Origin of the sequence: Streptomyces sp. NPDC050997 (assembly GCF_040660135.1) — a bacterium.
Lineage (GTDB): Bacteria > Actinomycetota > Actinomycetes > Streptomycetales > Streptomycetaceae > Streptomyces.
The window spans coordinates 309742-335100 of the sequence record NZ_JBFAGK010000004.1; the positions used below are offsets into that span (position 1 = coordinate 309742).

Below are 25359 nucleotides of genomic sequence, written 5' to 3' on the forward strand. Positions count from 1 at the left end.
CAGGGCGCTGAAGACGCCGGCCACCTCGGACCCGCCGGACCAACGGCGAGCACGAGGTGGCCGGCGTCTTCAGCGGACACGCTCCCTCAGCGCGCGGTGGCCCGGCTCACCGCCCGCAGGATGTCCTCGAAACGGGAGGCGCAGTCCGCCAGAGCGAACTCCCGCTCGGCCAGGGCACGGCTCTCCTTGCCCAGCGACTCGGCGCGCACCGGGTCGGAAAGGATCTCCTGGACCCAGGCGGAGGCGTCGTCCAGTGAGGACTCCTCCGGTGGGAAGACCGCCGACCCCGCCTGATGGAGCAGCTGCGAGGCCAGGTTGTCGGCGGGCATCAGCCCGAGCACGGGGCGCCCGGCGCACAGGTAGGACAGCGTCTTGGACGGGACCGAGAACTCCCCGGCGTCCGCCGCCAGAAGAACGACGAGGAGATCGCCCGCGCCCAGCACCTCGGGCAGTCGCTCGTAGGGCTGGAAGGGCAGCAGGGTCAGGTCGACGCCGCGGGCGGCCGCGGCCTCCCTGAGGACGGGCACGGCGGGGCCGTCGTTGACGACGACGAGACGTACCGGAGTGCCGCGGTCACGCAACCGCTCGGCCAACCGCACCAGCAGCACCGGGTTGTGCTTCAGGCCCAGGGTGCCGGAGTACAACAGGGTCCGCACGCCGCTCAGGCCCTGCTCGGCCGACCAGGCGTTGGTCCGGGCCACCGGGACGATCTCGTCCAGCGGCGCCCAGTTGGGAATGACGGTGACCTTGCGGGAGGTGCCCCACTGCCGGTGGATCCGTACGAAGGACTCGGCGATCACCACGATGGCCGAGGCCCGGCGTGCCGACCACTTCTCGCCCGCCCCGAAGACCCTGGCGGCGACGCCCATCGACTTCGCGACGTCGGCGGCGGCGAAGCTCTTCAGCGCGACGGCGGTCACGTCCTGGTGCCACAGCACCCACGGGATGCGCAGCCGCCTCAGCACGGCCGCCGCCACGACCAGTACCGGAATCGGCAGGTTGGACAGCAGCGCCACATCGGGTCTCTCGCGCCGTACCTGTCGGGCGAGTTCCAGGCCCAGCAGCGTCTCCTGGCGGAGCCGGTGGAAGTAGGCCTCCTTCCGCAGTGCGGTGCTGTCCCCGATGGTGACGAAACGGAGGCCGGGGACCTCTCCGGCAAGGTTGCCCTTGCCGGAGACGTAGGCCGTACAGGTCGAGTGGACGACATCGTGGCCACGTCGCGCCAGTTCCCGGCTCAGTTGCGCTTGGAACGGGTGGCCGCTGTAGTCGTGGACGAGGATCCTCATCGGTTCTCGGTGTCCTGATACTCGGTCGGGTGTCACTGGTGGGAGCGCTTGACCTGGTCGTAGACCCAGGCGTAGGTCCTCTCCAGACCGTCGGCCAGGGCGATCGACGGGACCCAGCCGTGGATCTCGCGGATCAGGGTGTTGTCCGAGTTGCGTCCGCGCACCCCCTGCGGGGCGTCGAGCCGGTAGCTGCGCTCGCAGCGGATGCCCGCGATCTGCTCGACGATGTCGACGAGTTGGTTGATGGTCACCAGCTCCGACGATCCGAGGTTGACCGGTACGTCACTGCCCCCGGCCATGATCATCTGGCTGCCGTGGAGGCAGTCGTCGATGTACATGAAGGAGCGGCTCTGCTCCCCGTCGCCCCAGATCTCGATCCGGTGCTCACCCGAGAAGACCGCCTCGGCCACCTTCCGGCACACCGCGGCCGGAGCCTTCTCCCGGCCCCCGGTCCATGTGCCGTGCGGGCCGTACACGTTGTGGTACCGGGCGACGCGGGTGACGAACCCGTAGTCCTCGGCGTAGTGGCGGCACATGCGCTCGGAGAAGAGCTTCTCCCAGCCGTAGCCGTCCTCCGGCTGCGCCGGATAGGCGTCCTCCTCCTTGAGGGCGGTGGCGTTCGCGTCGGTCTGCTTGCCGGCGGCGTACACGCAGGCTGAGGAGGAGTAGAAGTAGCGCTCCACACCGGCCTCGTGCGCTTCCTTGAGCATGTGGGTGCTGGTCAGCACCGACATCATGCACGCGGCCTTGTTGTTCTCGATGAAGCCCATGCCCCCCATGTCGGCGGCCAGCATGTACACCTGCCGGGCGCCCCGGACTCCGGCGCGAGCACGGTCCGGGAGCGAGAGGTCGGCGATCAGGTTCTCGGCGTCGTTGTGGACCTGGTACCACTCGTGCCGGGGCTTGATGTCGATGCAGCGGACGGTCAGTCCCTGGGCAAGTAGGTCGCCCACGAGGTGACCACCGATGAATCCCCCGCCTCCGGCGACGACGACATCGACCTGCTTGCTCATGCGCAACTCCTCTGGGAATCCGGAGATCTGATGTGCGGTCAGCCGGTCCACCGCTGCTTGTGACGCCGTTCCAGCACCGGGCAGCGCGGAGACCTGTGCGATAAGCTATGCAGATTTGTCATGATTTGGGGTAAAAGGCACGCCGCTCAATATCCAAGATCACCCGATGACTCTGTCCGGGTATGACCGTGTTCGAGTCGATGATTCATGCGCGCCTGGGATGATTTGCGAATTAAAGGCGCTATATATCCTTCAGTGAAGTTTCAGCCTGAAAACTCGTTCGGCAGAGAGGTCGGGATGCAGGACGCGCGCGTCCGCAGTGTGGCTGCGGTCTCCATCTGGGCCGTGGTGCTGACCGTCTTGCTACCGGGGCTGATCCTCCAGTCGCACGGCGTGCACGTGTCGGCCGCCCTCGCTCTGCAAGGTGTCGTCATGGCGCACACCGGTGGCGCGCTCGCCCGGGTGCTCTCCGCGACCACGGTGCGGTTCGTCGCCTTCGGCTTCTGGGTCTTCGCCTACATCTGGCTCGGCCTGGCGCCCCTGGCGATGCTCGCGACCGACACGTACCCATGGCCCTACCGGACCGGCGAGGTGACGACCTTCGAGGCGGTGGCAGTCATCGAACTCGGGCTCGTCGCCTACAGCGCCGGAGCGGCCCTCGCCGCCCGTCGGGGGCGCAGCCGGGTGACCCTCACCGCGCCGGGACTCGTGGAACGACTGCTCGCCCGCCGTCTCGCGCCCTGGCGCCTGCTGGCACTCTGCGCGGGCGCCCTCGGGTTCGCGTTTGTGTTGATCTCGGACCAACCCGGCCGACTGGGCGCGTACTTCACCAGTCGCCAGGCCATCACCGAGGTCGGCGTCACGGACCACGGGCAGGAGGCCTTCCTGCAGGTGTTGCTCAGCTGGTCGCTGTCCGTACCCGCGTTCTGGGCGCTGCTGGGCCTGCTGCGCGTACCACGCCTGCCCGGCGGTGACCGGTGGCTGCGCGGTGTCCGCTGGCTGCTGCTGCCGGTGCTCCTCGCACTGAACGCCGTCGTCAACAACCCGATCAGCAAGCCGCGGTTCTGGGTCGGCACGGTCCTGCTGACCATGCTGTTCACCATGCCCCGCCTGTGCCGGCCCCGTGTCTTCCGGGTCGCGGGGGCCGCTCTCATCGCGGCGCTCCTGCTCGTCTTCCCGTACAGCGACTACTTCCGCTACAGCGACCGGGAGGACGTCAGGGTCGTCTCGCTCGCCGAGCAGTTCACCGACAACGGGGACTACGACGCGTTCCAGCAGGTGCAGACCGGCCTCGACTACGCGCGGGAAAACGGATTCTCCCCCCAGGACGCGCTCGGCCCCCCGCTGTTCATGGTGCCGCGCTCGATGTGGCCGGGGAAGCCGGATGACACCGGCATCACCCTCGCCGAGTACGCGGGGTACGACTTCGTCAACCTTTCCGCACCCCTGTGGATCGAGAGTTACCTGTGGGCCGGCCCCTGGGCGGTGGCCGTCGTGTTCTGCCTGTTCGGCGCGGCCGGACGGCGTATGGACGACGTACACCACCGGCTCCGGGACCGGCGAGGCACCCTGGCGGCGCTGTTGGTACCGGCCTTCGCCTTCTACCAGATGGTCTTCCTGCGCGGCAGCCTGCTCGGTATCGCGGGCCCGCTGACGCTGCTGATGACCATCCCGCTGCTCATCAGTACCCCTACCGGCAGGGCATCCCGGTTCCCCTCATCGGCGGTGCCGACCGGACCCATCCGTCATGCATCGATCTCCGGAACAGGAGGGCACCCGTGACCGGCCCCACTCCATTCGACGACCGGTACGACGAGCCGGACCAGCTACGCGACCAACTGCGCCGACTCCTGCGCCACCGTGTCCTCATCACGCTGGGCATCCTCCTGGGACTGCTCGGCGGGCTGGCACTGTCTGTGCAGCGAGCCCACACCTACATCGCCACCAGTGAAGTCCTCGTGCGCTCCACCACCGATCCCTTCGGGGCGGTCGGAGTCTCCGCCGACAACCAGGTCAGCATGAGCACGGAGCAGCGGATCGCCGCCAGCGCGGCCGTCGCCCACCAGGCGGCGCGCATCCTGGGCCGGCCCGACCACCAGGCCGGCACGCTCGGGGCCCGGGTACGGGTCTCCATTCCGCAGAAGTCCCAGGTACTCCGCTTCGAGTTCACCGCCAACGCGCCCCAGCGCGCGGCGCGTGGCGCCAACGCCTTCGCCCAGGCCTACCTCGCCGACCGCAAGATCCGTAACAGTTCCACCGTGCAGCGGGCCACCCACGCCCTGGAGCAGCAGATCGCCGTGCTGAACCAGCGGCTGGCCAAGGACCAACTGGAGCGTGCGACCGCGAAGCCCGCAGCGCAGAACCAGCTGTACAACCTGCAGAAGCGTGTCCTCGACATCCGGTCCCGCGACACCGACGGTGGTGACGTCGTCCGCGCGGCTCAAGCCCCCGCCCTGCCGGTGGGGCCGGGCCTGCGCACCTTGCTCGTCCTCGGGCTGGCGTGCGGTCTCCTCCTCGGCATCGTGCTGGCCTGGGTGCGCTCCGCGCTGGACACCCGGGTCCGGTCGGTCGGCGAGGTACGGGCATCCCTGCGTGCGCCGGTGCTCGGCATCCTGCCCTCCGACGACGGGGGCGACCCCGCGCTGCTGACGGTCGGTCACACGGACAGTCCTCGTACGGAGGCGTACCGGGCCCTGGCCTTCCGGGTGCGGCAGGTCGGCAGCGCCTCCGGCCCCGGTCAGGTACTCGTCGTGGCCCCGCGACGGGCCCGCGCCGCCGAGGAGGTCGCCGCCAACCTGGCCGCGGCCCTCGCCGAGGAGGGGGGCGAGGTGCGGCTGGTGGACGCCGCTCCCGACACCTCCGGCCTTGCCGCCCGGCTGCCGCTGATGCCGTACGAAGCCTCCGCCACGGACGAGGGGTACCCCACCGAGGGCGGCGTCTTCGTCGACGCCGCCCTCGCCGGTCGGTTCGCCTTCACCTCGGGCGGCGGCACCGGGCCGTTCACCCGGGCGACCGCCTCCGAGGCCGACGGGACGGTGTCCCGAGCCGATTCGTCCACCGTCGTCGTCTCGGGGCCCTTCCTCTCGCACGCCGACGTTCTGGGGGTCGCTCAGCGCGTCGACGGCATCCTCGTGGTCGTCGGCCTCAACGGCACCCGGCGGGACGACCTCAGGCAGGTGCAGGAACTGATCGGCTGCGCCGGCGGACGTCTCCTCGGGGCCGTGCTCGACGCCGGGCGCCCGCGCCGTCGTCTGCGCGCCCTGTTCCGGCGCCCGAAGCACCATCGTCCGTCGCCCATCGGCGCGTCGTCCATGGATCTTCCCCTGCAGGACGACCTGCTCGCGGCCTCCCGTCGATGACCGCCCCCGAAGCGACCGCTCGCCGCCGCGCCGGGGCCACCGCCCCGAGCGCGGTGGCCGTGGCCGCCCGGGGCGGATGGTGGGGGATGGCGGGTTCCGTCACGAACGCCGTCTTCTCGTTTCTTCTCGTCGGCCTGATCACTCGTGCCGTCGGAGCGAGCGGCGCGGGAGCGATCTTCACGGGCGTCGCCCTGTTCACCATTCTCAGCAACGCCTGCAAGCTCGGTGCCGACACCGGGCTTGTCCGCTTCGTCCCGCGCGACCTCGCCGTGGACGACGGCCGTTCGGTGGGAGCGCTGCTTCGCATGGCCGTGCTGCCGGCGGCCGTCGTGGCCACCGCGGCCGCCGTGCCGCTGGTCATGTTCCCCTCGGTGGCCACCACGCTCCTGCCCCAACTGCCGCCCGCGGACGCCGTCGCCCTGGTCCGGCTCTTCGGACTCTTCCTGCCCGCCGCGACCGTGGGCGCGGTCCTGCTCGGCGCGGCCCGGGGCTACGGCACGGTGGTGCCGTTCGTGGGTGTGGAGCAGATCGGCAAACCGCTGCTGCGTGTGCTGATCGCCGTCCCCGTGGCCTGCTACGCGCCCGGACTGCTGTCCCTGGCCTCGGCCTGGCTGCTGCCCGCACTGGCCGGGTCCGTGGCCGCCTGGCTCGCCCTGCGCCGCTGCCGCGCCGGCCACGGCACGACGTACCCCACGGGGAACGGGTCCCTGCCCTGGCGGACCTTCTGGGGCTTCTCCGCACCCCGCGCGGTCTCCTCCGTCTTCGACATCAGCGCGGTGTGGATCGGCGTCATCCTGCTGTCGGTCCTGGCCACGGCCGACGAGGCGGGGGTGTACACCGCCATCGGCCGCGTCGTCACCGCGGGCACCCTCGTCCAGCTCGCCGTCCGGCTCGCCGTCGCACCGGAGATCAGTCGTCTGCTCGCGGTCGACAAGGTCCGCGAGGCGCACGAACTGCACCGCGTCTCGACCTGCTGGATCGTGCTCTTCTCCTGGCCCCTGTTCCTCCTCGTCGCGGGGTTCCCCCGGACCGTGCTGTCGGTCTTCGGACCGGAGTTCGTCCACGGTGCGCCCGCCCTGGCGGTGTTGTGCGCCGCCTCGATCGTCAATGTCGCGGTCGGCAACGCCCAGACCGTGCTCCTCATGGCCGGCAAGAGCTCCTGGCATCTGGCCGTCACCGCCGCCGCGTGCACGGTCCAGCTGACCGTCGGTGTCTTCGCCGTACCGGCCTGGGGTGTCCTCGGCGCCGCCGTGTCCTGGGGTGCGGCCATCGTCGTGGAGAACCTCGCGGCGGCCGCGCTCATCAGGTTGCGTCTCGGCTTCACGTCCGTGGACGGCGGTTACGTGAACTCCCTCGTCCTCGGGCTGGCCGTCTCGGTGGTGCTGGTGGCCGCCCGCGCGCTGGAAGGCGACACCCCATCAGGACTCGCCGTGGGAATGGCTTTGGGAATGTGTGTATTTGCTATTAGTTTGTGGCGATATCGGACGTCGCTGAGAGTGAGCGAGCTGGTCGGAGTGCTGCGCCGCCGCGCCGCATGAGCCCAGACACGGTCGACCGTCCGGGCCCACTCAGCCGGCGTCTCTCCCGCCGTTCCACTCACATCACTGCCATCCGGGGTATCCATTGCGTCTGAAAAAGCTCCGTACGAAGTCGGTCACCAGGGCAGCCGTCACCACCCTCGTGTGCACCGCAGCCCTGCTCGACGCCTCTCTCGCCGCGGCCGCCGACGGCTCCGGCCCACTCGCCGCCGATCCGCTGAGTACCTGGCAGACGGACGGCATCGTCTGGTCGTTGGCTTCGGCGAACGGCGTCGTCTACGTCGGAGGAACCTTCAGCTCCGTCCGTCCGCCGGGTGCCGCCCCCGGCCAGCAGCAGGCGAAACGCCGCAACTTCGCCGCGTTCGACGCCGCGACCGGCAAACTGCTGCCCTGTGCTCCGTCGTTCACCGGCCTGGACCACACCGTGCGGGCCATGAAGGCCTCGCCCGACGGCCGAACGCTCTACGTGGGCGGATCCTTCAACACCGTCGGATCCACCCGTGTGGCCAACGCGGTCGGCATCAAGACCGCCGACTGCTCACTGAGCAAGGACTTCCGCCCCTCTGTCGCCTCCACTGTCCGGGCCATCGACGCGACGGACGGCGCGGTGTACCTGGGAGGCGACTTCGTCCGCGCGGGCGGTCAGGTCAGGAACCGCCTCGCCGCCTTCGCCCCCAAGGGCTCCCTGCTGCCGTTCAAGGCGGATCTCGACCACCCGGTGCGGGCCCTGTCGGCCGCGTCCTCGCACGGCAGGGTCTTCGTCGGCGGCGACTTCGAGTCGGTCAACGGGAACAACGCCCGCTCGTTGGTCACCCTCAACGCCGCCAGCGGCTCGACACTGCTCTCCTATCCGGGCTGGTTCCCGCCCCTGTCGTCGGTGAAGGCGATCGCGCGTGACACCACCCGTTTCTACGTGGGCGCCGAGGGCCACGGGCCGGGCATCTTCGACGGCCGTATCGCCGGCCGTCTCACCAACGGCACCATGGTGTGGAAGGACACCTGCCGCGGCGCCACCCAGGCCCTCGTGCCCTACCAGGGCGTCCTCTACAGCGCCTCACACGCGCACGACTGCGCCGAGACACCCGGAGGGTTCCCCGATCGCGGAGACCGGCAGCACCTGCTGGCCCAGTCGCTGACGGACCGCAGGATCCTGCACTGGTTCCCCGACACCAACGACGGACTGGGCGAGCACGTGGGGCCGCGCGCCCTGACGGTCGCGGGGGGCCGCCTGTGGGTGGGTGGTGAGTTCACCCAGGTCAACGGGAAGCCGCAGCAGAGCCTCACCCGCTTCGGAAGCCAGGACACCGGAGCGCCGAAGGTTCCCGCCCTCTCGCTGGCAGCCACCTCGTCCGGCAAGGTCACCATCGCCTGGCGCGCCTCGTGGGACCGGGACGACGCGTCGCTGACGTACAAGATCTACCGGGACGGGAAGCTCGTGGCACGCCAGACGAAGTCCTCCACGTACTGGGACCGTCCGCAGATGAGCTACACGGACTCCGTGAGTGCCGGCGCACGCCACCGGTACGCGATCGAGGTGACGGACGGGACGAACACCTCGCCCAAGTCCGCCGCCCTGACCGTGACCGCGCCGTCGAAGGCCGAGCCGCGCATGGCCGGTGGCTCGCAGTGACCCGGATCGGATTCGCGCCCGGTGTCTACGATCTGTTCCACATCGGACACCTCAACATCCTGCGCGAGGCCCGCCAGAACTGCGACCGGCTCGTCGCGGGGGTGACCACCGACGACCTGACCGTGCGCCTGAAGGGCAAGGTGCCGGTCATCCCGCTCGCCGAACGCCTCGACATCGTCCGCAGTGTGCGCTACGTCGACGAGGCCGTCGTGGAGTCGGAGGTCGACAAGCTGAACACCTGGAGACGGGTCGGATTCCACGTCATCTTCAAGGGCGACGACTGGCGGGGAACGCCCAAGTGGGAAGAGTTCGAGCGCCGTTTCGCGAAAGTGGGCGTCGAAGTCGTCTATTTCCCGTACACCACACACACCTCCAGCACCCTGCTGAGTGGTGCCCTGAAAATGCTGTCCGCGCACGAACCGACGGAGATCCGCTCAGCTCAACTCCCGGAACCATTTGACCAGAAAGACCGCCATGAACAGCACGTGGGCGAGCAGCAGCGCGCAGTACACCGAAAGGAAGACGTCCTGACTCCCCAGGAATAGAAAGCTGATGCAGGTCAGGCCGTAGTCGACCGGCAGGAGCAGTACGGACCGCAATCCCGCCGTCGACCCGGCCTGACCGCTGCCCGATGTCCGCAGCTTGAGCTTCTCCGTGAGAATCCCGCCGAAGAAGATCACCACGGCCGCGAGCTGGAACACCATCGGTGCCAGCAGAAGCGCCGGGCTGGGCAAGGAGAAGAACCGGTAGAACGACACCAGAACCACCAGGTGGAGGGCGACGATCTTGACGCAGTCCAGGACGTGGTCGAGCCACTCGCCCGACGGGCTCCCCGAGCGCTGCCCGCGCGCGAGCTGACCGTCCGCCGCGTCCAGGGCGAACCCCACTGCCAGAGCCGCGCCGACATAGACCGACATCGTCGGTCCGGGCGGTAGCAGGGCCACCGTCGCCAGGGCCGGAAAGGTGAACAGGGCGCCCAGAACGGTCAGCTGATTGGGCGTCGCGCCCACTCGGTAGGCCAGTGCGGCCAGTACCCGGCCGGCCGGGCGATTGACGAACAGGGTGTAGAGCGATGCCCCCTTCGAGGGCTTCTGCGCCGTTGACAGCTGTCTCAATACGTCGGCGAATTCGGACATGTTTCTCCTTAAGTGAAGAATTGATGGAAAGAAGGCGATTATGACAGAAAGGGCAGGCTGGATGCCTCGTGTCAGCCGTCGGCAACTTCTGCGTGGCGGAGCCTCGGTGCTGGCCGCGACGGCAATGACAGCCCACAGCGCGTCCGCCGCCGTAGGACCGGGGGGCGGCCCCGCGGCGCCATTCGGCCCCGGGCTGGGCCGTCCCTTCACCGGTCTGCGGCCGTTCGTGATCAATGTGGCCGACCTCGGAGCGGTGGGCGACGGACGGGCTGACGACAGCGCGGCGTTCGAACAGGCCTACCGCCTCGCGGCCGACCGGGTCGTTCGCGGGGTCGGGCGCACGGTGATCCAGATCCCGGCCGGTGAGTTCCTCATCACCCGTCCGAACGCGCTGATGAACGGTGTCGCTCCACTGCCGTCGGCCAACGGTCTGCGCTTCTCCGGCGCGGGCAAACGCATGACCACCCTGGTTTTCCGTCCGGACGTCGGCCCGGGCTCCTATCTGTGCCGCAACGAGAACATCTGGGCGAACCTCTCCTTCGAGCGCATGCAGTTCCGCTCGGCCACGCCGGGTGCGTCCTTCTTCAGCTCGTACTCCACCGGGCAGGCGCAGGACTACCGGTTCTCGGAGTGCGAGTGGATGGGGGAGTGGGAGTACGGGCTCGTCCTGGACGGCACGGACACCAACTCGGAGATGCGGTGGGACGCGTGCCGGGTCGGCGGCCGCTACCGCCGGGCCTTCCTGTACTCGGGTCTCGCGGGTCGCGAGGCGGACCCCAACGACCAGGACCAGTTCCTCAACTACTGGTTCGAGGACATGAAGGTCGAGTACGAGTGGGGCAACTTCCTCGAGTTCCCCTACGGAGGATCGATCTCCTGCCGCGGCGGCTCGTACATCATCACCGGCAGCCGCCCCCAGAGCACCGAGGAGTACGGCACCACCAGCACGTTCTTCCGCTTCCCCGTCGCCCAGCACCACGACTCGGTGCAGCGGTTCCACGCCCAGGACATCCGGTTCGAGGTGCGCAACCCGGACGTGAGGATCATCGACTCCGTGTGGAAGAGCGGAACGATCCACTTCAGTGACTGCGACGACACCGGACTCGCCTTCAAGGGCTACTCCGCCGAAGTACGTCCGCACCGCTACACGGTGGGGCCCCGAGGGCCACTGATCCGCTACGACTCCTGCCAGTTGATGGGCCGCCACGAATACCGGACGGCCGATGGGCAGGTCCCCCTCCAGACCGTCGCCCGCTACGACATGTGCCTGCTCCGTAGCCACGCGGTGAACGAGTTCGTGTTCGCCGAGGGCACCGATCGGCCCGACTTCGTCAGCTTCGTCGACTGCCTGGAGGGATCCGACGCCGACGGCACACCCGCGGAGACCGCGCCCACCGGCCCGGCCGCCGACGGCGCGCCCACGGAGACCGCGCCCAACGGCTCGGTACCACCCGCGAGTTCGCCGCCGCCCGCCGGTGAAGCCGTCCCGTCAGCGGCGGGCAGGTGACCGTACAGAAGACGCTCACCGGGGCCGACGCCGGCACAGAGGTGCCGGACGTCGGCCCGCGGTGAGCCCCGCGATCAGCGCGCCATGCTCAGCGACAGCGCGAAACGGCCCTCCCGGTCCGTCCACCAGTGCGTCAACTCCAGCCCGGATCGGGACAGTTCGCCGCGCACACCCTCCTTGCGGAACTTCGCCGAGACCTCCGTGCGCAGTTCCTCGCCGGCCGCGAAGTCGACGGCGAGATCGAGCGCGTGGACCTTCACCGTCTGGGCCGTTCGGGACCGCAGCCGCATCTCGATCCAGTCGTTCTCGGCGTCCCACAGGGCCACATGGTCGAAGGCCGCGGGATCGAAGTCGGCGCCCAGTTCGCGGTTGACGACGGTCAGGACGTTCTTGTTGAACTCGGCCGTCACCCCGGCCGCGTCGTCGTAAGCGTTCACCAGAACCTTCTCGTCCTTGACCAGGTCCGTGCCGAGCAGCAGCGCGTCTCCCGGGGAGAGCAGGGCGCGGACGGAGGACAGGAACGCGGCCCGCTCGGCCGGCAGCAGATTGCCGATCGTGCCGCCGAGGAAGGCCACCAGCCGGGGACCCGGGGTCTGTGGCAGGGTCAGCCGCGCGGTGAAGTCCGCGATGAGGGCGTGGACGTGCAGACCACGGCGCTCGGCGATGAGCGCGTGCCCGGCCTGGGTGAGCGCGCTCTCACTGACGTCGACCGGGACGTACGTGTGCAGGTCCGTGAGCGCTTCGATCAGATGCCGCGTCTTCTCCGAGGAGCCGGAGCCCAGTTCGACCAGGGCGCGGGCGCCGGTCGCCGCCGCGATCTCACCGGAGCGGGCGATCAGGATCTCCCGTTCGGCGCGCGTCGGGTAGTACTCGGGCAGCTCGGTGATCTGCTCGAACAGGTCGCTGCCGTGGGCGTCGTAGAACCACTTGGGCGGCAGTGTCCTGGGGGAGTGGGTCAGGCCCTGGAGGACGTCGGCGCGCAGGGCCGCCTCCGTGGCGTCCTCGGGCAGGGTGCGGGTGAGAAGGAACGGACTCACGTGCTGGGCTCCTTCGGTGGTGCGGGGGCCGGGGTGTCGCTCGGTTCCTTGAGCGGGGTGAGCAGTACGTCGGTGCGGTCGGCCGTGAGCAGGGTGCGGTCGGGCACCTCCTGCCAGTGCGGATCGTCGTCGTAGGGCTCGGAGGCCACGACCGTGCCCAGGCCCGGGCGCGACAGGTACCAGAGGGTGTCGCCCCAGGCGGTCGCGGCGATGGACTCGCCGTTGGTCAGCAGCAGGTTGAGCCGGGAGGCGGGGGCCGCCGCGGCGACCTCCAGGACCGTGTCGGCCAGCGCCTGGCACTCCTCGTCGCCGCCGCGCAGCCGGTTCAGGACCAGCGCCCACACGAACGCCGAGTCGTTGCGGGCCTCCATCGACAGCAGGTCCGCCGGGGGCAGGGTCTCGGTGAGGCCGGCCAGGGAGCGGGGCCAGCCCGGCACGGCACCGTTGTGGCTGAACAGCCACGGGCCCGCCGCGTACGGCGCCGCCGCGGCCTCGGCGTCGGCACCCGCCAGGGTCGCGTCCCGTACGGCGGCCAGGACGGCCCCGGAGCGCACGACCCGGGTCAGGTCCGCGTACGACAGGTCCGCCCAGACGGGCCCGGCCCGGCGGTACCGGGCCGGCACCGGATCGCCCTCTGCGTACCAACCCACCCCGAAACCATCGGCGTTGACGGTCCCGTACCGCTGGCGCCGAGGCTCCCACGACTGGCGGTACAGACTGTGCGGGGGCTCCACGAGGAACCGGCCGAGCGGCTCCTCGGGTCCCAGGTACGCCAGATGACGGCACATCAGACGGCTCCCGCGGAGCGGGCGGTGCGGAACCCGGAGAAGATCTGCCGCCGGATCGGAAGGTCCCAGTTGCGGAACGTCCCCCGGCAGGCCACCGAGTCCACGGCGAACGAACCGCCGCGCAGCACCTTGTGGTCCGGGCCGAAGAAGACCTCCGAGTACTCCTTGTACGGAAACGCCCGGAACCCCGGATACGGCAGGAAGTCGCTGGACGTCCACTCCCACACGTCACCGATCAACTGCCGTACACCGAGCGGGGATTCCCCCTCCGGATAGCTTCCGGCCGACGCCGGGCGCAGATGCCGTTGTCCCAGGTTGGCGTGCTCGGGCGCCGGGTCGGCGTCGCCCCACGGGTAACGCGTCGAGCGGCCGCCGGCGGGGTCGTGGCGGGCCGCCTTCTCCCACTCGGCCTCGGTGGGCAGCCGGCGCCCGGCCCAGCGGGCGTAGGCGTCGGCCTCGTACCAGCACACGTGCAGCACCGGCTCGTCGGGCGGCACGACCTCGGTGACACCGAAGCGGCGCCGCAGCCACTGCTTGCCGTCCCGGTGCCAGTACAGCGGCGCGTGGATGGAGTTCCGGCGGATGTGCGCCCAGCCCGCCGGTTCCCACCAGCGCTCCTCGTCATAGCCGCCGTCCTCGATGAACGCCTGGTACGCGGCGTTGGTCACCGGGGTCGTGTCGATGTGGAAGGGCGCCACCTCGCGCCGGTGCGCCGGGCGTTCGTTGTCCAGGGCCCAGGGCTCGGTCGACGTGCCCATCGTGAACGGGCCGCCGGGGACGAGGACTTCGGCCGGACCGGTGAACAGCGGTACCGGGTCCGGATCCGGGGCGGTCAGGGCCTGCGGGCCCTTGCGGAGCTGATGGGTGATCAGCATCGTCTCGTCGTGCTGCTGTTCGTGCTGCGCGATCATCCCGAAGGCGAAGCCGGCCTCTGTCAGCCGCGTGCCGTGGAACGCGGCGCGCTCCAGCACGTCCAGCACCCGGCCGCGGACGTCCGCCGCGTAGCGGCGGGCCTCCACGGGCGCCAGCAGGGGCAGGGTGGGGCGTTCGGAGCGCGGGTGCTCGAAGGCGTCGTAGATGCTGTCGATCTCGGGCCGTATCGCCTCCTGCCCGGCGACGGTCCGCAACAGCCACTGCTCCTCCTGGTTGCCGATGTGGGCGAGGTCCCACACGAGCGGCGACATGAGCGGAGAGTGCTGGGCGGTCAGGTCGGGCTCCTCCACGCAGCTGGTGAGGAGCGTGGTGCGGTCCCGCGCGGTGACGAGGGTGTTCAGCGCCCGGTCGCGGAACGCCTCGGCGTCGAGGGGGGAGGCGGGGCCGGCGGTATCGGTGTCGATGGCGGGGTCGGTCATGTGCGGAGGTCCTTCCCATGGGCGGTGGGGATCTCTCCGGCCGAGGGAAGCCGGGACCCGGAGAGGTCCGTGCCGCGCAGGCGGTCGAGCAGGTCGTCCGCGGGGCAGCGGCCCGGGACGACATAGCGGTCCCGGTAGGCCGCGACGGCGGCCGTCACCTCGGGGGTGGCGCCGAGCCGGGGCAGGGCCCGGAGGGCCGTCGCGAAGCACGCCACGGCCGCCTCGTGCAGCTCCGGGTCTCTCAGGCCGTGCCGGGCCGCGTCGATCCACAGCGGATTGTGCGGCGCGGGCAGCGACCCGCCCCGTTCGGCCAGCGGCTTCACGGTCCGATAGGCGGTCTCGGCGGCCTCCGGGTCGTCGAACAGGGCCGTCGTGACGGCGAGCGGCACGATCCACCCGTCGTCGCCGGGCTGCGCGTCGATCATGCGCAGTTCCAGGTGACCGCGCGGCCTGACCGGCGGGAACAGCGTCGTGATGTGATAGTCGAGGTCCTCCCGGATCGGCGGCCTGGGCTCCCGCGAGCGGGTCCACTCCCGGAACGTCAGGCCCTCGGGCACGGCCCACGGGCCGTCGTCCTGCCGTACGCACATCACCGGAGCGTCCAGGACGTGCCGGGCCCAGGCGGTACGCGGGTCCGTGTCCAGTGCGGGCGCGCCCGCACGGTCGGCGCCTATCTCCGTCCACAGCAGCTGCCGGGTGGAGAGCCAGCCGGTGGGCTCGGATCCGGCCATGGGGGAGTTGGCGAACGCGGCCACCAGCACCGCGCCCAGCTGGTGCGCCAGCCACCAGCGTCGCCCGAGCCCCAGCGGGCCCGGCTCCTCGTACCCGGCGTCCAGGCACACCTGGACGGAGGCAGAGGTGCACATCATGGCGCGGCCGGCCGGGCCGGTGCGGTCGAGACAGGCCTCCATGGCGTCATAGCGCGGTTCGCGAAGGAACCGGCGGGGAGGGTGCCAGGGGTCCTGGCCGACGCCGACGAGACCGAGATTTTCTCTGGCCAGGACCGTGCGGACGGCGGTCAGATCGGCGGAGACGGTACCGATGCACTCCATCAGGGAGGCGGCGGGCGGCGAGCTCAGTTCCAGCTGGCCGCCGGGCTCTATGGTGAGCGCCGACCTCAGGGGCACGGTACGCGCTGCGGCATACGCCGCTTCGAGTCGTTCGGGTGTCACGGGGAGCTGCGGAGTGCGCAGCTCGTGGATGAGCCATTCCACCTCGACCCCGACGGTGCGGGGCGGTCCGGTCTTGAAGCAGATGCCCCGGACCAGGGCCTCCACCTCGGGCTCCGTGACTGGGGTACGGGGTTCCGTACAGTCACCTATTGCATCGGACATGTCGGGATCCTCCTGAGATTCCACCATGCCGCCGACCTGGTTTCTGATGGGTCGGGCCGACATTATCCGTCCCACCCAAGACCCTCGCACCGATCAGCACAAGAGGGCAAATCGACGTAATCGGGGCCCGCGATCTCCGTTTCCGGGATGTTTTCGAGGAGTTTTCCGGATGTCCCGGGGCCGGGAAAACTCATTGCACAGCATGACCAGAATCGCTCAGGATGCGTGCATGGGCACGACGGGGGAGACCATGAGGGGGGTGGCCGCGCGGCACGCGGTCATGGCGCGCACGGGGGTGGCGCCATGAGCGCGCGCCTGCGCGGCATCGCGCGACAGACCGAGCAGATCGTGGCGGCGGGGGCCTATCGCGCGCCGGCCGGGCACGAGGTGTCCGTCGCCGCGGCTGTCGAGGCCGCCCGCGACGCCACGCGGATGTACGGGCCGGGGCCGGTGGCGGTGCCGTCGATCCCGCCGGCCGACACGTTGGTCGAGGTCACCGGCGAGAGCAGCCTGGAGGCGGCCCGCCGGATCGCCGGACCGGTGGCGGTGCTGAACTTCGCCTCGGCCCGTAATCCCGGCGGCGGTTTCCTCAACGGCGCCCAGGCCCAGGAGGAGGCCCTGTGCCGGGCCTCGGCGCTGTACGCCTGCCTGGTCGGGGTCCGGGAGTTCTACGACCACCATCGCGCCCACCGCGACCCGTTCTACACGGACCGCGTCATCCACGCGCCGGCCGTGCCCGTCTTCCGCGACGACCGCGGCCGTCTCCTCGACGAGCCGTACACCGCCGGTTTCCTGACCGCGGCCGCGCCGAACGCGGGCGTGGTGCTGCGGACGGCACCGGAGCGGGCGGCCGGGCTGCCGCGGGCCCTCGCGGTCCGGGCCGAACGGGTACTGGAGACCGCCGCCGCGCACGGCTACCGGCGGCTGGTGCTGGGCGCGTGGGGTTGCGGTGTGTTCCGCAACGACCCGGCGCGGGTCGCGGGCGCCTTCCGGACACTGCTCGCCCCCGGCGGCCGGTTCGCCGGGGCCTTCGAGCACGTGGTGTTCGGCGTCCTCGACCGCACGCCGGGCGCGGTGGTGCGAGAGGCGTTCGTACGGGCGTTTCCGGAGCGTCGAGTTCAGCCGTAAGAGGCGTGTCGGCGGGCCGGAACGGGGTGCCGGTGTCGGGGTCGGGGCCGTGAGCTGCGGTCCGGATGACGCTCGGTCAGCTCCAGCCGTAGCGTTGCCCGAGCCGGTGGCGGACCAGGTTGAACCGCATCCGGTCCAGGGCGCACGCCTCACGGCGCATGCCGTCCTCGTGCAGCCGCAGGACGCGGTCCACGTCGACCCAAGAGTCCCGCCCCGACCGGTCCCAGGGGCCGCTGCCGATCGGCACCCACTCGCGGTCCCCGTCGTGCCGCTTGCTCGACAGCTGGACGGCGAGGAAGGTGCCGCCGGGCTCGCGGGCTACGACGAGGACGGGGCGGTCCTTGCCCCGGCCGTCGTTCTCCTCGAAGGGGACCCACGTCCAGACGATCTCGCCGGGATCCGGGTCACCGTCGTGCGCGGGCGAGTACTCCGTGCGCACCTGGCCCACCTCACGGGTGTCGGCCTCGACGGTGGCGGAGGGGCCGAGCCGGCCGGGAACGTTCTCATCGGTCTCATCGGTAGACACAGTCACGGAGGCAACCGTAGAGCCCCCGCCCCGGACCCGGCTCACTCGCCCCTCGCTCTCCGGCCGTCACTCCCGGTCCGTCACTCCCCGCCCGTCACCACCATGCCCGGCTCGATGCGGTCCCTGCCGGAGGCGGGGTGGGCGAGGAAGCGCTCGGCGCCGCCGCGCACGCGGACGATCACCTCGCCGACCAGCCCCGGCCCGGCCCGGCCCGGCCCGATGGTCCCGGTGACCCGCCCCATCAGCCCGACCATCGACGCGTCGTCCATGGCCACAGGGCAAGCGCGCAACGCCCTTATACGGCCGGTGCGTCCGCGGTCGTCACCGGCGGCGGCCACGCTTCGTGCCAGCCCGCCCGCGCCTCCAACTGCGCGGCGAGGGAGATCAACAGCGGCTCGCTGTTGGCCGGTCCGAGCAGTTGGGCGCCCACCGGCAGGCCGCCCAGGACGAACCCCGCGGGCACGTTGATCCCGGGCCAGCCCAGGACGTTCCACGGCCAGGCGTAGGGGCAGGCGGCGATCATCGCGCGGTCGGTGGCCAGACCGCTCAGGTTCAACAGCGCCCCGATGCGCGGCGGGGGAGCGGCCGTGGTCGGCGCGAGGACAACGTCGTACGAGGTGAAGAACCGTCCGATACGGCGGTGCAGCACCGCCTCGGCGCGCCGGGCCGCCCGCAGCGGTGCCCCGCCGAGCAGCCCGCCCAGCCGTGCGGCCCCCAGAGTCCGGCGGTCCAGGAGCGCCGGGAAGGGCGCCTCGCGGACGCGTTCGGCGATGCCGGCTGTGGCGCGGGGGACGAAGGTCAGCCCGATCTGGCCGTACGGCGGGTCGGCCTCCTCGACGTGATGCCCCAAGTCGGCGAGCAGCTCGGCGAGTTGGACGACCTGGGCGCGCACCTCCGGTCGCAGCCGGGCGGGTACGGCGGTGAACGGCGGCTTGAGGGAGAGCGCGATGCGCAGCCGTCCGGGGTCGCGGCCGACGGCCTCGGCGGCGCTCACGGCCGGCGGCCGGTGCGGGTCCCCCGCGTGGTTGCCGCTCGCCGCGTCCAGCAACAGGGCCGCGTCGGCGACCGTACGGGCGAGCGTGCCGTTGACCGTGATGCCCTGGAAGGACTCGCCGCGCGGCCAGGTCGAGATCCGGCCGCGCTGCGGTTTGATGCCGATCAGGTGGGTCCAGGAGGCGGGGATCCGCACCGACCCGGCCCCGTCCGAGCCGAGCGCGGCCGGCACCAGACCGGCGGCTACGGCGGCGGCCGAACCACCCGACGAGCCACCGGGCGTGTGCTCCGGGCTCCACGGATTGCGGGTCGCGCCGAAGGCCGGGCCCTCGGTGAAGGGCCACTGCCCGAACTCGCAGGTGTTGGTCTTGCCGATGATCACGGCCCCGGCCGCGCGCAGCCGCCGTACCGCCTCGCCGTCCTCGACGACCGGAGGGAACTCGCCCTGGCAGCCGAACGCGGTCGGCTCGCCCGCCACGTCCATGTCGTCCTTGACGGCCACCGGTACCCCGAGCAGCGGGCTGCGGACCCCGGCGGCGAGCTGCCGGTCCGCCGCCTCCGCCTCGGCGAGCGCCGCTTGTGTCCGTACGATCCGGAAGGCGTTCAGGGTCGGCTGAGAGGCCTCGATCCGCGCCAGGGCCTGTTCCACGAGCGCCCGGGCGGTCACCTCCCCGGCGGCCAGCGCACGGGCGGACTCCGCCAGGCCTGCGGAACGGTCGAGCATCATGCGGGACACCTCCGGGAGCGCGTTCTCCACCGCACGGTAACGGCCGCGCGGGTGTGGCGGAACGTCTTCGTCGGTGGCGTGTTCGGTGGCGCGAACGGCCGGGCGCCACAGATGGCGCACAGGGCTCACCAGGTCGTGCGCAAACCATTGACGAGTCCGCGCCTCACCCCTACTTTCTGATCGACTTTCCGAACCTTGTTCGGTAATTCGAACGTCGAGCTTGAATCCCACGTTGAGCCGAACGTGAAGCCGTACGAGTCCGAGAGTGAGAGCCGCCCGTGAGCACACGACCCCCCACGTCGTCTCCGTCGCCGTCCCGCCGCAGCCTGCTGCGCGCACTGGCCGTCCTGCCGGCTTCGGCCGTGCTGCTCGGCGAGGTACCCGGCCTGTTCGGTACGGCCCTCGCCGCCGCGCCGCCGAGTGGCTCCGCCACCCGCTACACCATCGTGCCGTTCCTCAACAGCAACGACGGCACCGTGAACGTCTACCAGTCCGACGACGCCATCGACTTCCGGCTCGCCAGGTCGTCCGCGTACACGCCGCCGAGCAACCGCATCCGCGACGCGAGCGTGTTCAAGCACACCGACGGCTTCTACTACCTCACCTACACGACCCACACCTGGCAGGACCCGAGCACCACGATCGGCTTCGCCCGCAGCTCGGACCGGCTCAACTGGACCTTCCTGTACGACTACACGGTCCCGATCGCCAACCTGTCCCGGGCGTGGGCGCCGGAGTGGTTCGTCGACAGCGACGGCAGCGTGAACGTCATCGTGTCCTGCTCGACGACGAACGACGAGTGGATCTTCACGCCGTATCGACTGCGGGCCACCAACTCCGCGCTGACCGCCTGGAGTTCGCCGGTCGCCCTGTCCGGGATCGGCGCCAACCACATCGACACGTACATCGTGAGGATCGGCTCGACCTACCACGCCTTCACCAAGAACGAGACGGCGAAGTACATCGAGTACGCGACGGCCTCCAGCCTCACCGGCCCCTACACCATCAGCCGCACCGGTGACTGGGCGGGCTGGGGCAGTTACCGCGAGGGCCCGGCGCTGGTGCAGCTCGACAACGGCGGCTGGCGGATCTTCTTCGACGGCTACGGCGACGGCACCTACTACTACAGCGACAGCTACGACACCTTCGCCACCTGGTCCGCCCCGACCGCGCTGCCCGTGGTCTCCGGTACGGCCCGGCACTTCACGGTGGTCAAGGAGACCGTCTCCGGCGGCCCGAGCCTGGCGAAGAACGTCACGCGTTCCTTCCAGTCGGGCAACTTCTCCACCCGCTACTGGCAGTCGCAGTCCTCCCTGCTCAACCTCCCCGTGGTGAGCGGCTCCAGCACCACCGCCGAGAAGCAGGCGTCCACCTTCACGGTCGTCGCCGGCCTCGCCGACGCGAACGGCTACTCCTTCCGGGACGCCGCCGGCAACTACCTGCGCCACTGGGACTTCCGCGCCCGCTTCGACGCGAACGACGGCACGTCGACCTTCGCCAAGGACGCCACGTTCATCGCCCGCACCGGCAGCGCGTCGGGCTCCATCCGCTTCGAGTCGTACAACTACCCCGGCTACTACCTGCGTCACTACAACTACCAACTCCGGGTCGACCGCACGAACGGCACGGACCTCTTCAGGCAGGACAGCTCGTTCGTGCCGGTGACGGCCTGGGCCTGAGCGTGTCAGCGGTGCTCGGCGAGCAGCGCGTCCGGTGAGAGCGTACGGCGCACCAGTGCACGGGCGGTGCTGATGAGCCGGTCGCCGTTGCGGGCCGTATGGGTCCGCAGGACCGAGTACGCCTCGGCCGTGCTGAGGCCGCCGAATTCCGCCAGCATGCCGGTGGCCATCTCGATGGTGGCCTTGCAGGCGAGCGCGCTCTGGGCGCGGGTCGCGATGTCGTTGCGCCGGAGCGGGTCCGGATTCCAGTGGACCAGCGCGAGGGCCGCGACGTCGGTGAGCGCCTGGGCCAGGCGGAGATCGGTGTCCGACAGCCCGCCGGGGTCGGCGAGAAGGAGATTGACCGAGCCGATGGTCTGGTGTTTGACACGGAACGGCAGAGCGTGCGCCGCGCGGTAACCGTGGTGCACCGCGAACGGGGCCAGCCGCGGCCAGCGATCGGTACTCGCCCGCAGGTCCGGGGCGTTGACGGGTTCGTTCGTGCGGAAGCAGTCCAGGCAGGGGCCCTCGTCGGACTGCGTCTGGAACAGTTCCACCAGGCCGGCCCGGCCGTCGGTGACGACCATGGTGCGCAGGGTGCTGCGGCTGGTCGCCATCATGATGCCGACCGCGTCGGCGCCGATGATCTCCACACAGTGGTGCGCCAGCCGGTCCAGCAGCGTGACCGGATCGACGTCGTCGGCGAGGGGATCGGCGAGGGCGACGAACGCCTCGGCGAGCTGTACTTCACGGTCCATCACCGTTCACCGTTCCCACGAGGCCGATCGTCGCGCGCGTCGTCGGAGCCGAATCGGACTCTGCGGGCGACGACGTCCGCGGCCACCTCGCTCACCGTGCGCCCCTGGGCGAAGGCGCGGGCACGGAGCCGGTCGAGAGCCTGGTCCGGAGCCAGGCCCGACTGGACCATCACCATCCCGACGGCTTGATGGACCTCCGTGTGATCAGCCTCTGCGGCAGCCACCCAAGACGCTACTCCGTCCGGGTGACCTCTGGGGGAATCGGTCACGACCGAATCCAGATTGAGCACGGCGAAGGTGACCGCGTCCCGCATCAGCAGGGCGATCCGCAGCTCGCGCGCCGACAGAGAGCCGCTCGTGACGCGGTACAGGTCGAGGGTGCCGATCGCCTGGGCGCTGGTGCCGAGCGGCAGGGAGAACACGGCCCGCACGCCCAGTGCGATGGCGTGCTGGGCGAAGAGCGGCCAGCGGTGTGCGTCCGGGGCCCCGGTGAGATCGGCGGCCAGTACCGGTGCGGTCAGCGCGAGCGCGCTCTGACACGGCCCGTCGCCGAGCGTGTACTGCGCCTCGGCCAGTCGGGCCGCGGTGCTGTCACTGGCGCACCAGGTGGCGCGCAGGTCCTGACTCGCGGCGATGGTGATGGAGGCGCCGCCGACGGGCAGCAGCCGGACGCACGCCAGGCACAGAGCATCGGGCACCTTCCGGGCGTCGACACCGGCGGTGACGGCCGACAGGTCGTCCGTGACACGGCGCCGGTCGATGTCCCCGGGTCCGCTGCGGTGCTCGGGCTGCATAGGCCTCACCATCTGCCCGGTTCGCTTGGAGGCGAACATGATCCGACACTGTCGCGCCACGGTAGTCGCCGCGCACGCGTAGTCCTGGGACCCGCGTAGTCATGTACCCGCCTAGTCCTCGCGTACGGGTACCGGCTCGGCCATGTGTGGGGCGGGCCGGGCGGTGAGGCCGGCCCGCCCGGAAACGGCGGTCGGTGTCGACGAGGCTGCCCCTCGCTCACCCGAGGCGGCGGCGGTCCTCCTCGTCCCACTTCTGCGTGTCGCGCGGCTGGACGTACGGCTCGTCTTCGGCCGGATGGCCTCCGGCGATGGCGCGCTGGCGTACCAGCTCGGCGTCGAACTCCAGGCCGAGCAGAATCGCCAGGTTGGTGATCCACAGCCACACCAGGAAGATGATCACGCCGGCGAGTGTTCCGTAGGTCTTGTTGTACGAGGAGAAGTTGGCCACGTACAGCGCGAACCCGGCGGAGGCGATCATCCAGATCAGCAGCGCGAGGAAGCTGCCCGGAGTGATCCAGCGGAACCCGCGGACCCTCGCGTTCGGGGCCGCCCAGTACAGGATCGCGATCATGATGGTGACCAGGATCAGCAGCACCGGCCACTTCGCGATCGACCACGCGGTCAGCCCCGCGTCGCCGACCCCGAGCGCCGTGCCCACCTCTCGGGCGAGACCGCCGGTGAACACGACGATCAGCGCGCTGATCACGGCCATCACCATCAGTACGACGGTCACGCCGACCCGCACCGGCAGTACCTTCCACACCGGACGGCCCTCGGGGACGTCGTAGACCGCGTTGGCGCTGCGGATGAACGCGGCGACATAACCGGACGCCGACCACACCGCGAGTGCCAGGCCCACGATCGCCATGATCGAGCCCAGTCCGGCGTTGCCCTGCATCTGCTGCACCGCGTTTCGCAGGATGTCCTGCGCGGGGCCCGGGGCGAGCTTCTGGATGTTGTCCAGCACCTGTTGCGTCGCCGACTGTCCGACGATGCCCAGGAGCGACACGAGCGCGAGCAGCGCGGGAAACAGTGCCAGGATTCCGTAGTAGGTCAGGGCCGCTGCCCGGTCGGTCAGCTCGTCCTTCTTGAACTCCTTCAGGGTGCCTTTCAGTACCGCCCCCCAGGATTGTTTGGGCAGGTCCGTGGGGCTTTTCGGTGCCCGCTCCTCCACTCGCTCGTCCGGCCCCGCGTCCAGGGTCTGCTCGGTTTCGTTTTCGGTTTCGTTTTCATGGCCGGCCTCGACGCGTCCGCCGTGCCGTCCATGCAGCTTCAGTGTCCGTACCATTGCGCACGGGTATCCGGCCTTATGCCGCCTATGCATGCATTTAGTACATATCGGACTTTTTCTGTGTCTCAGGCTTCCAAGCACGCGGCGTGGCGGCGACCGTTACGACGGCTTCCCGACTGCTCAGCGGCGCCGGTTCCCACGTCCTGACCGACCCGAACGGTGCGTCCGGCCCCCGTTCTCGATGATGCAGGATGTCGAGTGCGCGGGTTGTGGTGGCGGAGATGGGGTTCGGGACGTGGCACTCAGGGCGGCGACGAGGGAACAGTTGGCCGGTGCGGTGCGGGCCGCGTTCGGCGGCGGGCGGAACTCGTCCGGGCCTGAACAGCCGCGGTCGGCGTCTGCCCGGCGGGTCCAGGAACGTCCTGCGAGTAGGTGCCCCCGACCGGCCCTTCTAGGGGCGCACCGGGACGACGTAGTCCTCGCCGGCCTCCAGCAGGGTGGCCGCCGCGCCGACGATGCGCGGGTCGGGGCTGCCTACGACCTCCTCGTCCAGAGAGCGGACGCGGCGCTGTGCAGGTTCTTGGCGGCCAGGGCGAGTCCTTCGGTCTGGGAGTAGGCGGCGTCCTCGTGTTCGATGTTCACGGCCATGTCCGGGTCGATCTCGGCGAGGGCGCGCAGGAACTCGGTCCAGTAGGGAACGTCGTTGCCGGCGCCGACCGCGACGAACTTCCACGCCGGGTTCTGGGGCCAGGCGTTGCACCAGAACCCGTAGCCGGTGGGCACCTTGCCGGGCGCGTCGGCGGGCACACGCGTGAACGACGTGTCCAGCACACCGCGGATGTCGGCGCCGGGACAGAGCGTGGCGTCCTTGGCGGCGGCGTGGAACACCAGCGGGCCCAGCCACTTGATCGAGGCGACGACGTCCATGCCCTGCCACATCAGGTGGGAGGGGTCCATCTCGGCGCCGATGTTCGTCGCGCCGACCTCGTCGACCAGTCGCTTCAGGGTGACCGGGGAGAACACCACGTTGTGCGGGTGCATCTCGATGGCGACCCGGACGTCGGCCGCCCGGGCCAGCGCGTCGATCTCCTTCCAGAACTCGACGGCCACGCCCCACTGGTAGTCGAGGACGTCCATGTAGACGCCGTCCCAGGGGTTCACGACCCAGGACGGGTACCTGGCGTCGGGGTCCGAGCCCGGGGTGCCGGACATGGTGACGACGTGCCTGACGCCGAGGAGGCCCGCGAGGCGGATGGTGCGACGCAGATCATCGGCGTGCTTCGGCCCGACCCCCGGGAGCGGGTTGAGCGGGTTGCCGTTGCAGTTGAGGCCGGTCAGCTCCATGCCGCGGTCGGCGAAGGTCGCCAGGTACTCCTCGCGTGCGGCGGCCGAGGACAGCAGCAGGTCCACCGGGCAGTGCGGGGCCGGGATGAAGCCGCCGGTGTTGACCTCCACCGAGGTCAGTCCGTTCTCCTTGAGGATGTCGAGGGCCTCGGTGAGCGGGCGGTCGTGCAGACAGGCGGTGTAGGCGCCGAGCTTGAGAGCCATGTACGTACTCCTTGGA

Annotated in this window: 21 protein-coding genes and 1 pseudogene; 8 read left to right on the forward strand and 14 right to left on the reverse strand. The window is 70.5% G+C overall.

Annotated elements, in window-relative coordinates; genetic code table 11:
- Positions 1-86: 86 nt before the first annotated feature.
- Positions 87-1286, reverse strand: coding sequence for a glycosyltransferase family 4 protein (locus AB0H86_RS11360; RefSeq protein WP_362435903.1), 1200 nt, complete (start codon positions 1284-1286; stop codon positions 87-89).
- Positions 1287-1318: 32 nt separating this feature from the next.
- On the reverse strand, positions 1319-2299 hold the full coding sequence (locus tag AB0H86_RS11365; protein WP_362435905.1) for an NAD-dependent epimerase/dehydratase family protein: 981 nt from the start codon (positions 2297-2299) through the stop codon (positions 1319-1321).
- Between the two features lie 297 nt (positions 2300-2596).
- Here AB0H86_RS11365 and AB0H86_RS11370 point away from each other — a divergent pair, with 297 nt between their 5' ends.
- From AB0H86_RS11370 to AB0H86_RS11390, 5 genes and pseudogenes are all read left to right on the forward strand, one after another.
- Positions 2597-4081, forward strand: a complete 1485-nt coding sequence (locus tag AB0H86_RS11370) for a hypothetical protein (protein WP_362435907.1) — start codon at positions 2597-2599, stop codon at positions 4079-4081.
- Positions 4078-5658, forward strand: coding sequence for a hypothetical protein (locus AB0H86_RS11375; protein WP_362435909.1), 1581 nt, complete (start codon positions 4078-4080; stop codon positions 5656-5658). The genes AB0H86_RS11370 and AB0H86_RS11375 overlap by 4 nt, the downstream gene beginning before the upstream one ends.
- Entirely contained in the window at positions 5655-7196 is a 1542-nt protein-coding gene (locus AB0H86_RS11380; RefSeq protein ID WP_362435911.1) for an oligosaccharide flippase family protein, read from the forward strand. The genes AB0H86_RS11375 and AB0H86_RS11380 overlap by 4 nt, the downstream gene beginning before the upstream one ends.
- Positions 7197-7281: 85 nt before the next feature.
- Positions 7282-8826, forward strand: a complete 1545-nt coding sequence (locus AB0H86_RS11385; RefSeq protein WP_362435913.1) for a fibronectin type III domain-containing protein — start codon at positions 7282-7284, stop codon at positions 8824-8826.
- Positions 8827-8831: 5 nt separating this feature from the next.
- Positions 8832-9233: pseudogene (locus AB0H86_RS11390) on the forward strand (adenylyltransferase/cytidyltransferase family protein); the annotation flags it as partial.
- A 27-nt stretch (positions 9234-9260) separates the two neighbouring features.
- On the opposite strand, the gene AB0H86_RS11395 reads toward AB0H86_RS11390, so the two are convergent.
- Complete coding sequence (locus tag AB0H86_RS11395) at positions 9261-9962, reverse strand: CDP-alcohol phosphatidyltransferase family protein (protein WP_362435915.1); 702 nt, start codon at positions 9960-9962, stop codon at positions 9261-9263.
- Positions 9963-10023: 61 nt separating this feature from the next.
- On the opposite strand from AB0H86_RS11395, the gene AB0H86_RS11400 reads away from it, so the two are divergent.
- Positions 10024-11469 (forward strand): glycosyl hydrolase family 28-related protein, encoded by a 1446-nt coding sequence (locus AB0H86_RS11400; RefSeq protein WP_362435917.1) that lies wholly within the window; start codon positions 10024-10026, stop codon positions 11467-11469.
- A 74-nt stretch (positions 11470-11543) separates the two neighbouring features.
- Here the strand turns inward: AB0H86_RS11400 and egtD are convergent, their stop codons facing one another.
- From egtD to egtA, 4 genes are read right to left on the reverse strand one after another with little or no spacing between them, the layout of a single operon-like run.
- Positions 11544-12506, reverse strand: coding sequence for an L-histidine N(alpha)-methyltransferase (gene egtD, locus AB0H86_RS11405; protein WP_362435919.1), 963 nt, complete (start codon positions 12504-12506; stop codon positions 11544-11546).
- Positions 12503-13294 (reverse strand): ergothioneine biosynthesis protein EgtC, encoded by a 792-nt coding sequence (gene egtC / locus AB0H86_RS11410; RefSeq protein ID WP_362435921.1) that lies wholly within the window; start codon positions 13292-13294, stop codon positions 12503-12505. Before egtC ends, egtD begins: the two co-directional genes overlap by 4 nt.
- Positions 13294-14646 (reverse strand): ergothioneine biosynthesis protein EgtB, encoded by a 1353-nt coding sequence (gene egtB / locus AB0H86_RS11415; protein ID WP_362435923.1) that lies wholly within the window; start codon positions 14644-14646, stop codon positions 13294-13296. Before egtB ends, egtC begins: the two co-directional genes overlap by 1 nt.
- Positions 14643-15980, reverse strand: a complete 1338-nt coding sequence (egtA, locus tag AB0H86_RS11420) for an ergothioneine biosynthesis glutamate--cysteine ligase EgtA (protein WP_362435925.1) — start codon at positions 15978-15980, stop codon at positions 14643-14645. The genes egtB and egtA overlap by 4 nt, the downstream gene beginning before the upstream one ends.
- 303 nt (positions 15981-16283) lie before the next feature.
- On the opposite strand from egtA, the gene AB0H86_RS11425 reads away from it, so the two are divergent.
- Positions 16284-17108 carry a TIGR02452 family protein gene (locus AB0H86_RS11425; RefSeq protein ID WP_362435927.1) on the forward strand — a complete coding sequence of 275 codons (825 nt, stop codon included), beginning with the start codon at positions 16284-16286 and terminating at the stop codon, positions 17106-17108.
- A 76-nt stretch (positions 17109-17184) separates the two neighbouring features.
- On the opposite strand, the gene AB0H86_RS11430 is transcribed toward AB0H86_RS11425, so the two are convergent.
- The 3 genes from AB0H86_RS11430 to AB0H86_RS11440 form a co-directional block, all read right to left on the reverse strand.
- Positions 17185-17640 (reverse strand): type II toxin-antitoxin system PemK/MazF family toxin, encoded by a 456-nt coding sequence (locus AB0H86_RS11430; RefSeq protein ID WP_362435929.1) that lies wholly within the window; start codon positions 17638-17640, stop codon positions 17185-17187.
- 74 nt (positions 17641-17714) lie between these two features.
- Complete coding sequence (locus AB0H86_RS11435; RefSeq protein ID WP_362435931.1) at positions 17715-17903, reverse strand: hypothetical protein; 189 nt, start codon at positions 17901-17903, stop codon at positions 17715-17717.
- Between the two features lie 26 nt (positions 17904-17929).
- The gene (locus tag AB0H86_RS11440) at positions 17930-19354 is read right to left on the reverse strand and encodes an amidase (RefSeq protein ID WP_362435933.1); all 1425 of its coding nucleotides are present in this window, start codon (positions 19352-19354) and stop codon (positions 17930-17932) included.
- A gap of 278 nt (positions 19355-19632) precedes the next feature.
- Here AB0H86_RS11440 and AB0H86_RS11445 point away from each other — a divergent pair, with 278 nt between their 5' ends.
- Positions 19633-21033 (forward strand): glycoside hydrolase family 43 protein, encoded by a 1401-nt coding sequence (locus AB0H86_RS11445; RefSeq protein ID WP_362435935.1) that lies wholly within the window; start codon positions 19633-19635, stop codon positions 21031-21033.
- A 5-nt stretch (positions 21034-21038) separates the two neighbouring features.
- Here the strand turns inward: AB0H86_RS11445 and AB0H86_RS11450 are convergent, their stop codons facing one another.
- The 4 genes from AB0H86_RS11450 to AB0H86_RS11465 all read right to left on the reverse strand — a co-directional run bounded on the left by AB0H86_RS11450 (position 21039) and on the right by AB0H86_RS11465 (position 25343).
- Positions 21039-21770: a GAF and ANTAR domain-containing protein gene (locus AB0H86_RS11450; RefSeq protein ID WP_362435937.1), complete on the reverse strand. Its 732-nt coding sequence runs from the start codon at positions 21768-21770 to the stop codon at positions 21039-21041.
- Positions 21770-22564 carry a GAF and ANTAR domain-containing protein gene (locus AB0H86_RS11455; RefSeq protein WP_362435939.1) on the reverse strand — a complete coding sequence of 265 codons (795 nt, stop codon included), beginning with the start codon at positions 22562-22564 and terminating at the stop codon, positions 21770-21772. Before AB0H86_RS11455 ends, AB0H86_RS11450 begins: the two co-directional genes overlap by 1 nt.
- A 217-nt stretch (positions 22565-22781) precedes the next feature.
- A complete protein-coding gene (locus AB0H86_RS11460) occupies positions 22782-23852 on the reverse strand; it encodes a YihY/virulence factor BrkB family protein (RefSeq protein WP_362435941.1) in 1071 nt (356 codons plus the stop codon).
- A gap of 477 nt (positions 23853-24329) precedes the next feature.
- Entirely contained in the window at positions 24330-25343 is a 1014-nt protein-coding gene (locus tag AB0H86_RS11465; protein ID WP_362435943.1) for a sugar phosphate isomerase/epimerase, read from the reverse strand.
- Positions 25344-25359 lie beyond the last annotated feature (16 nt).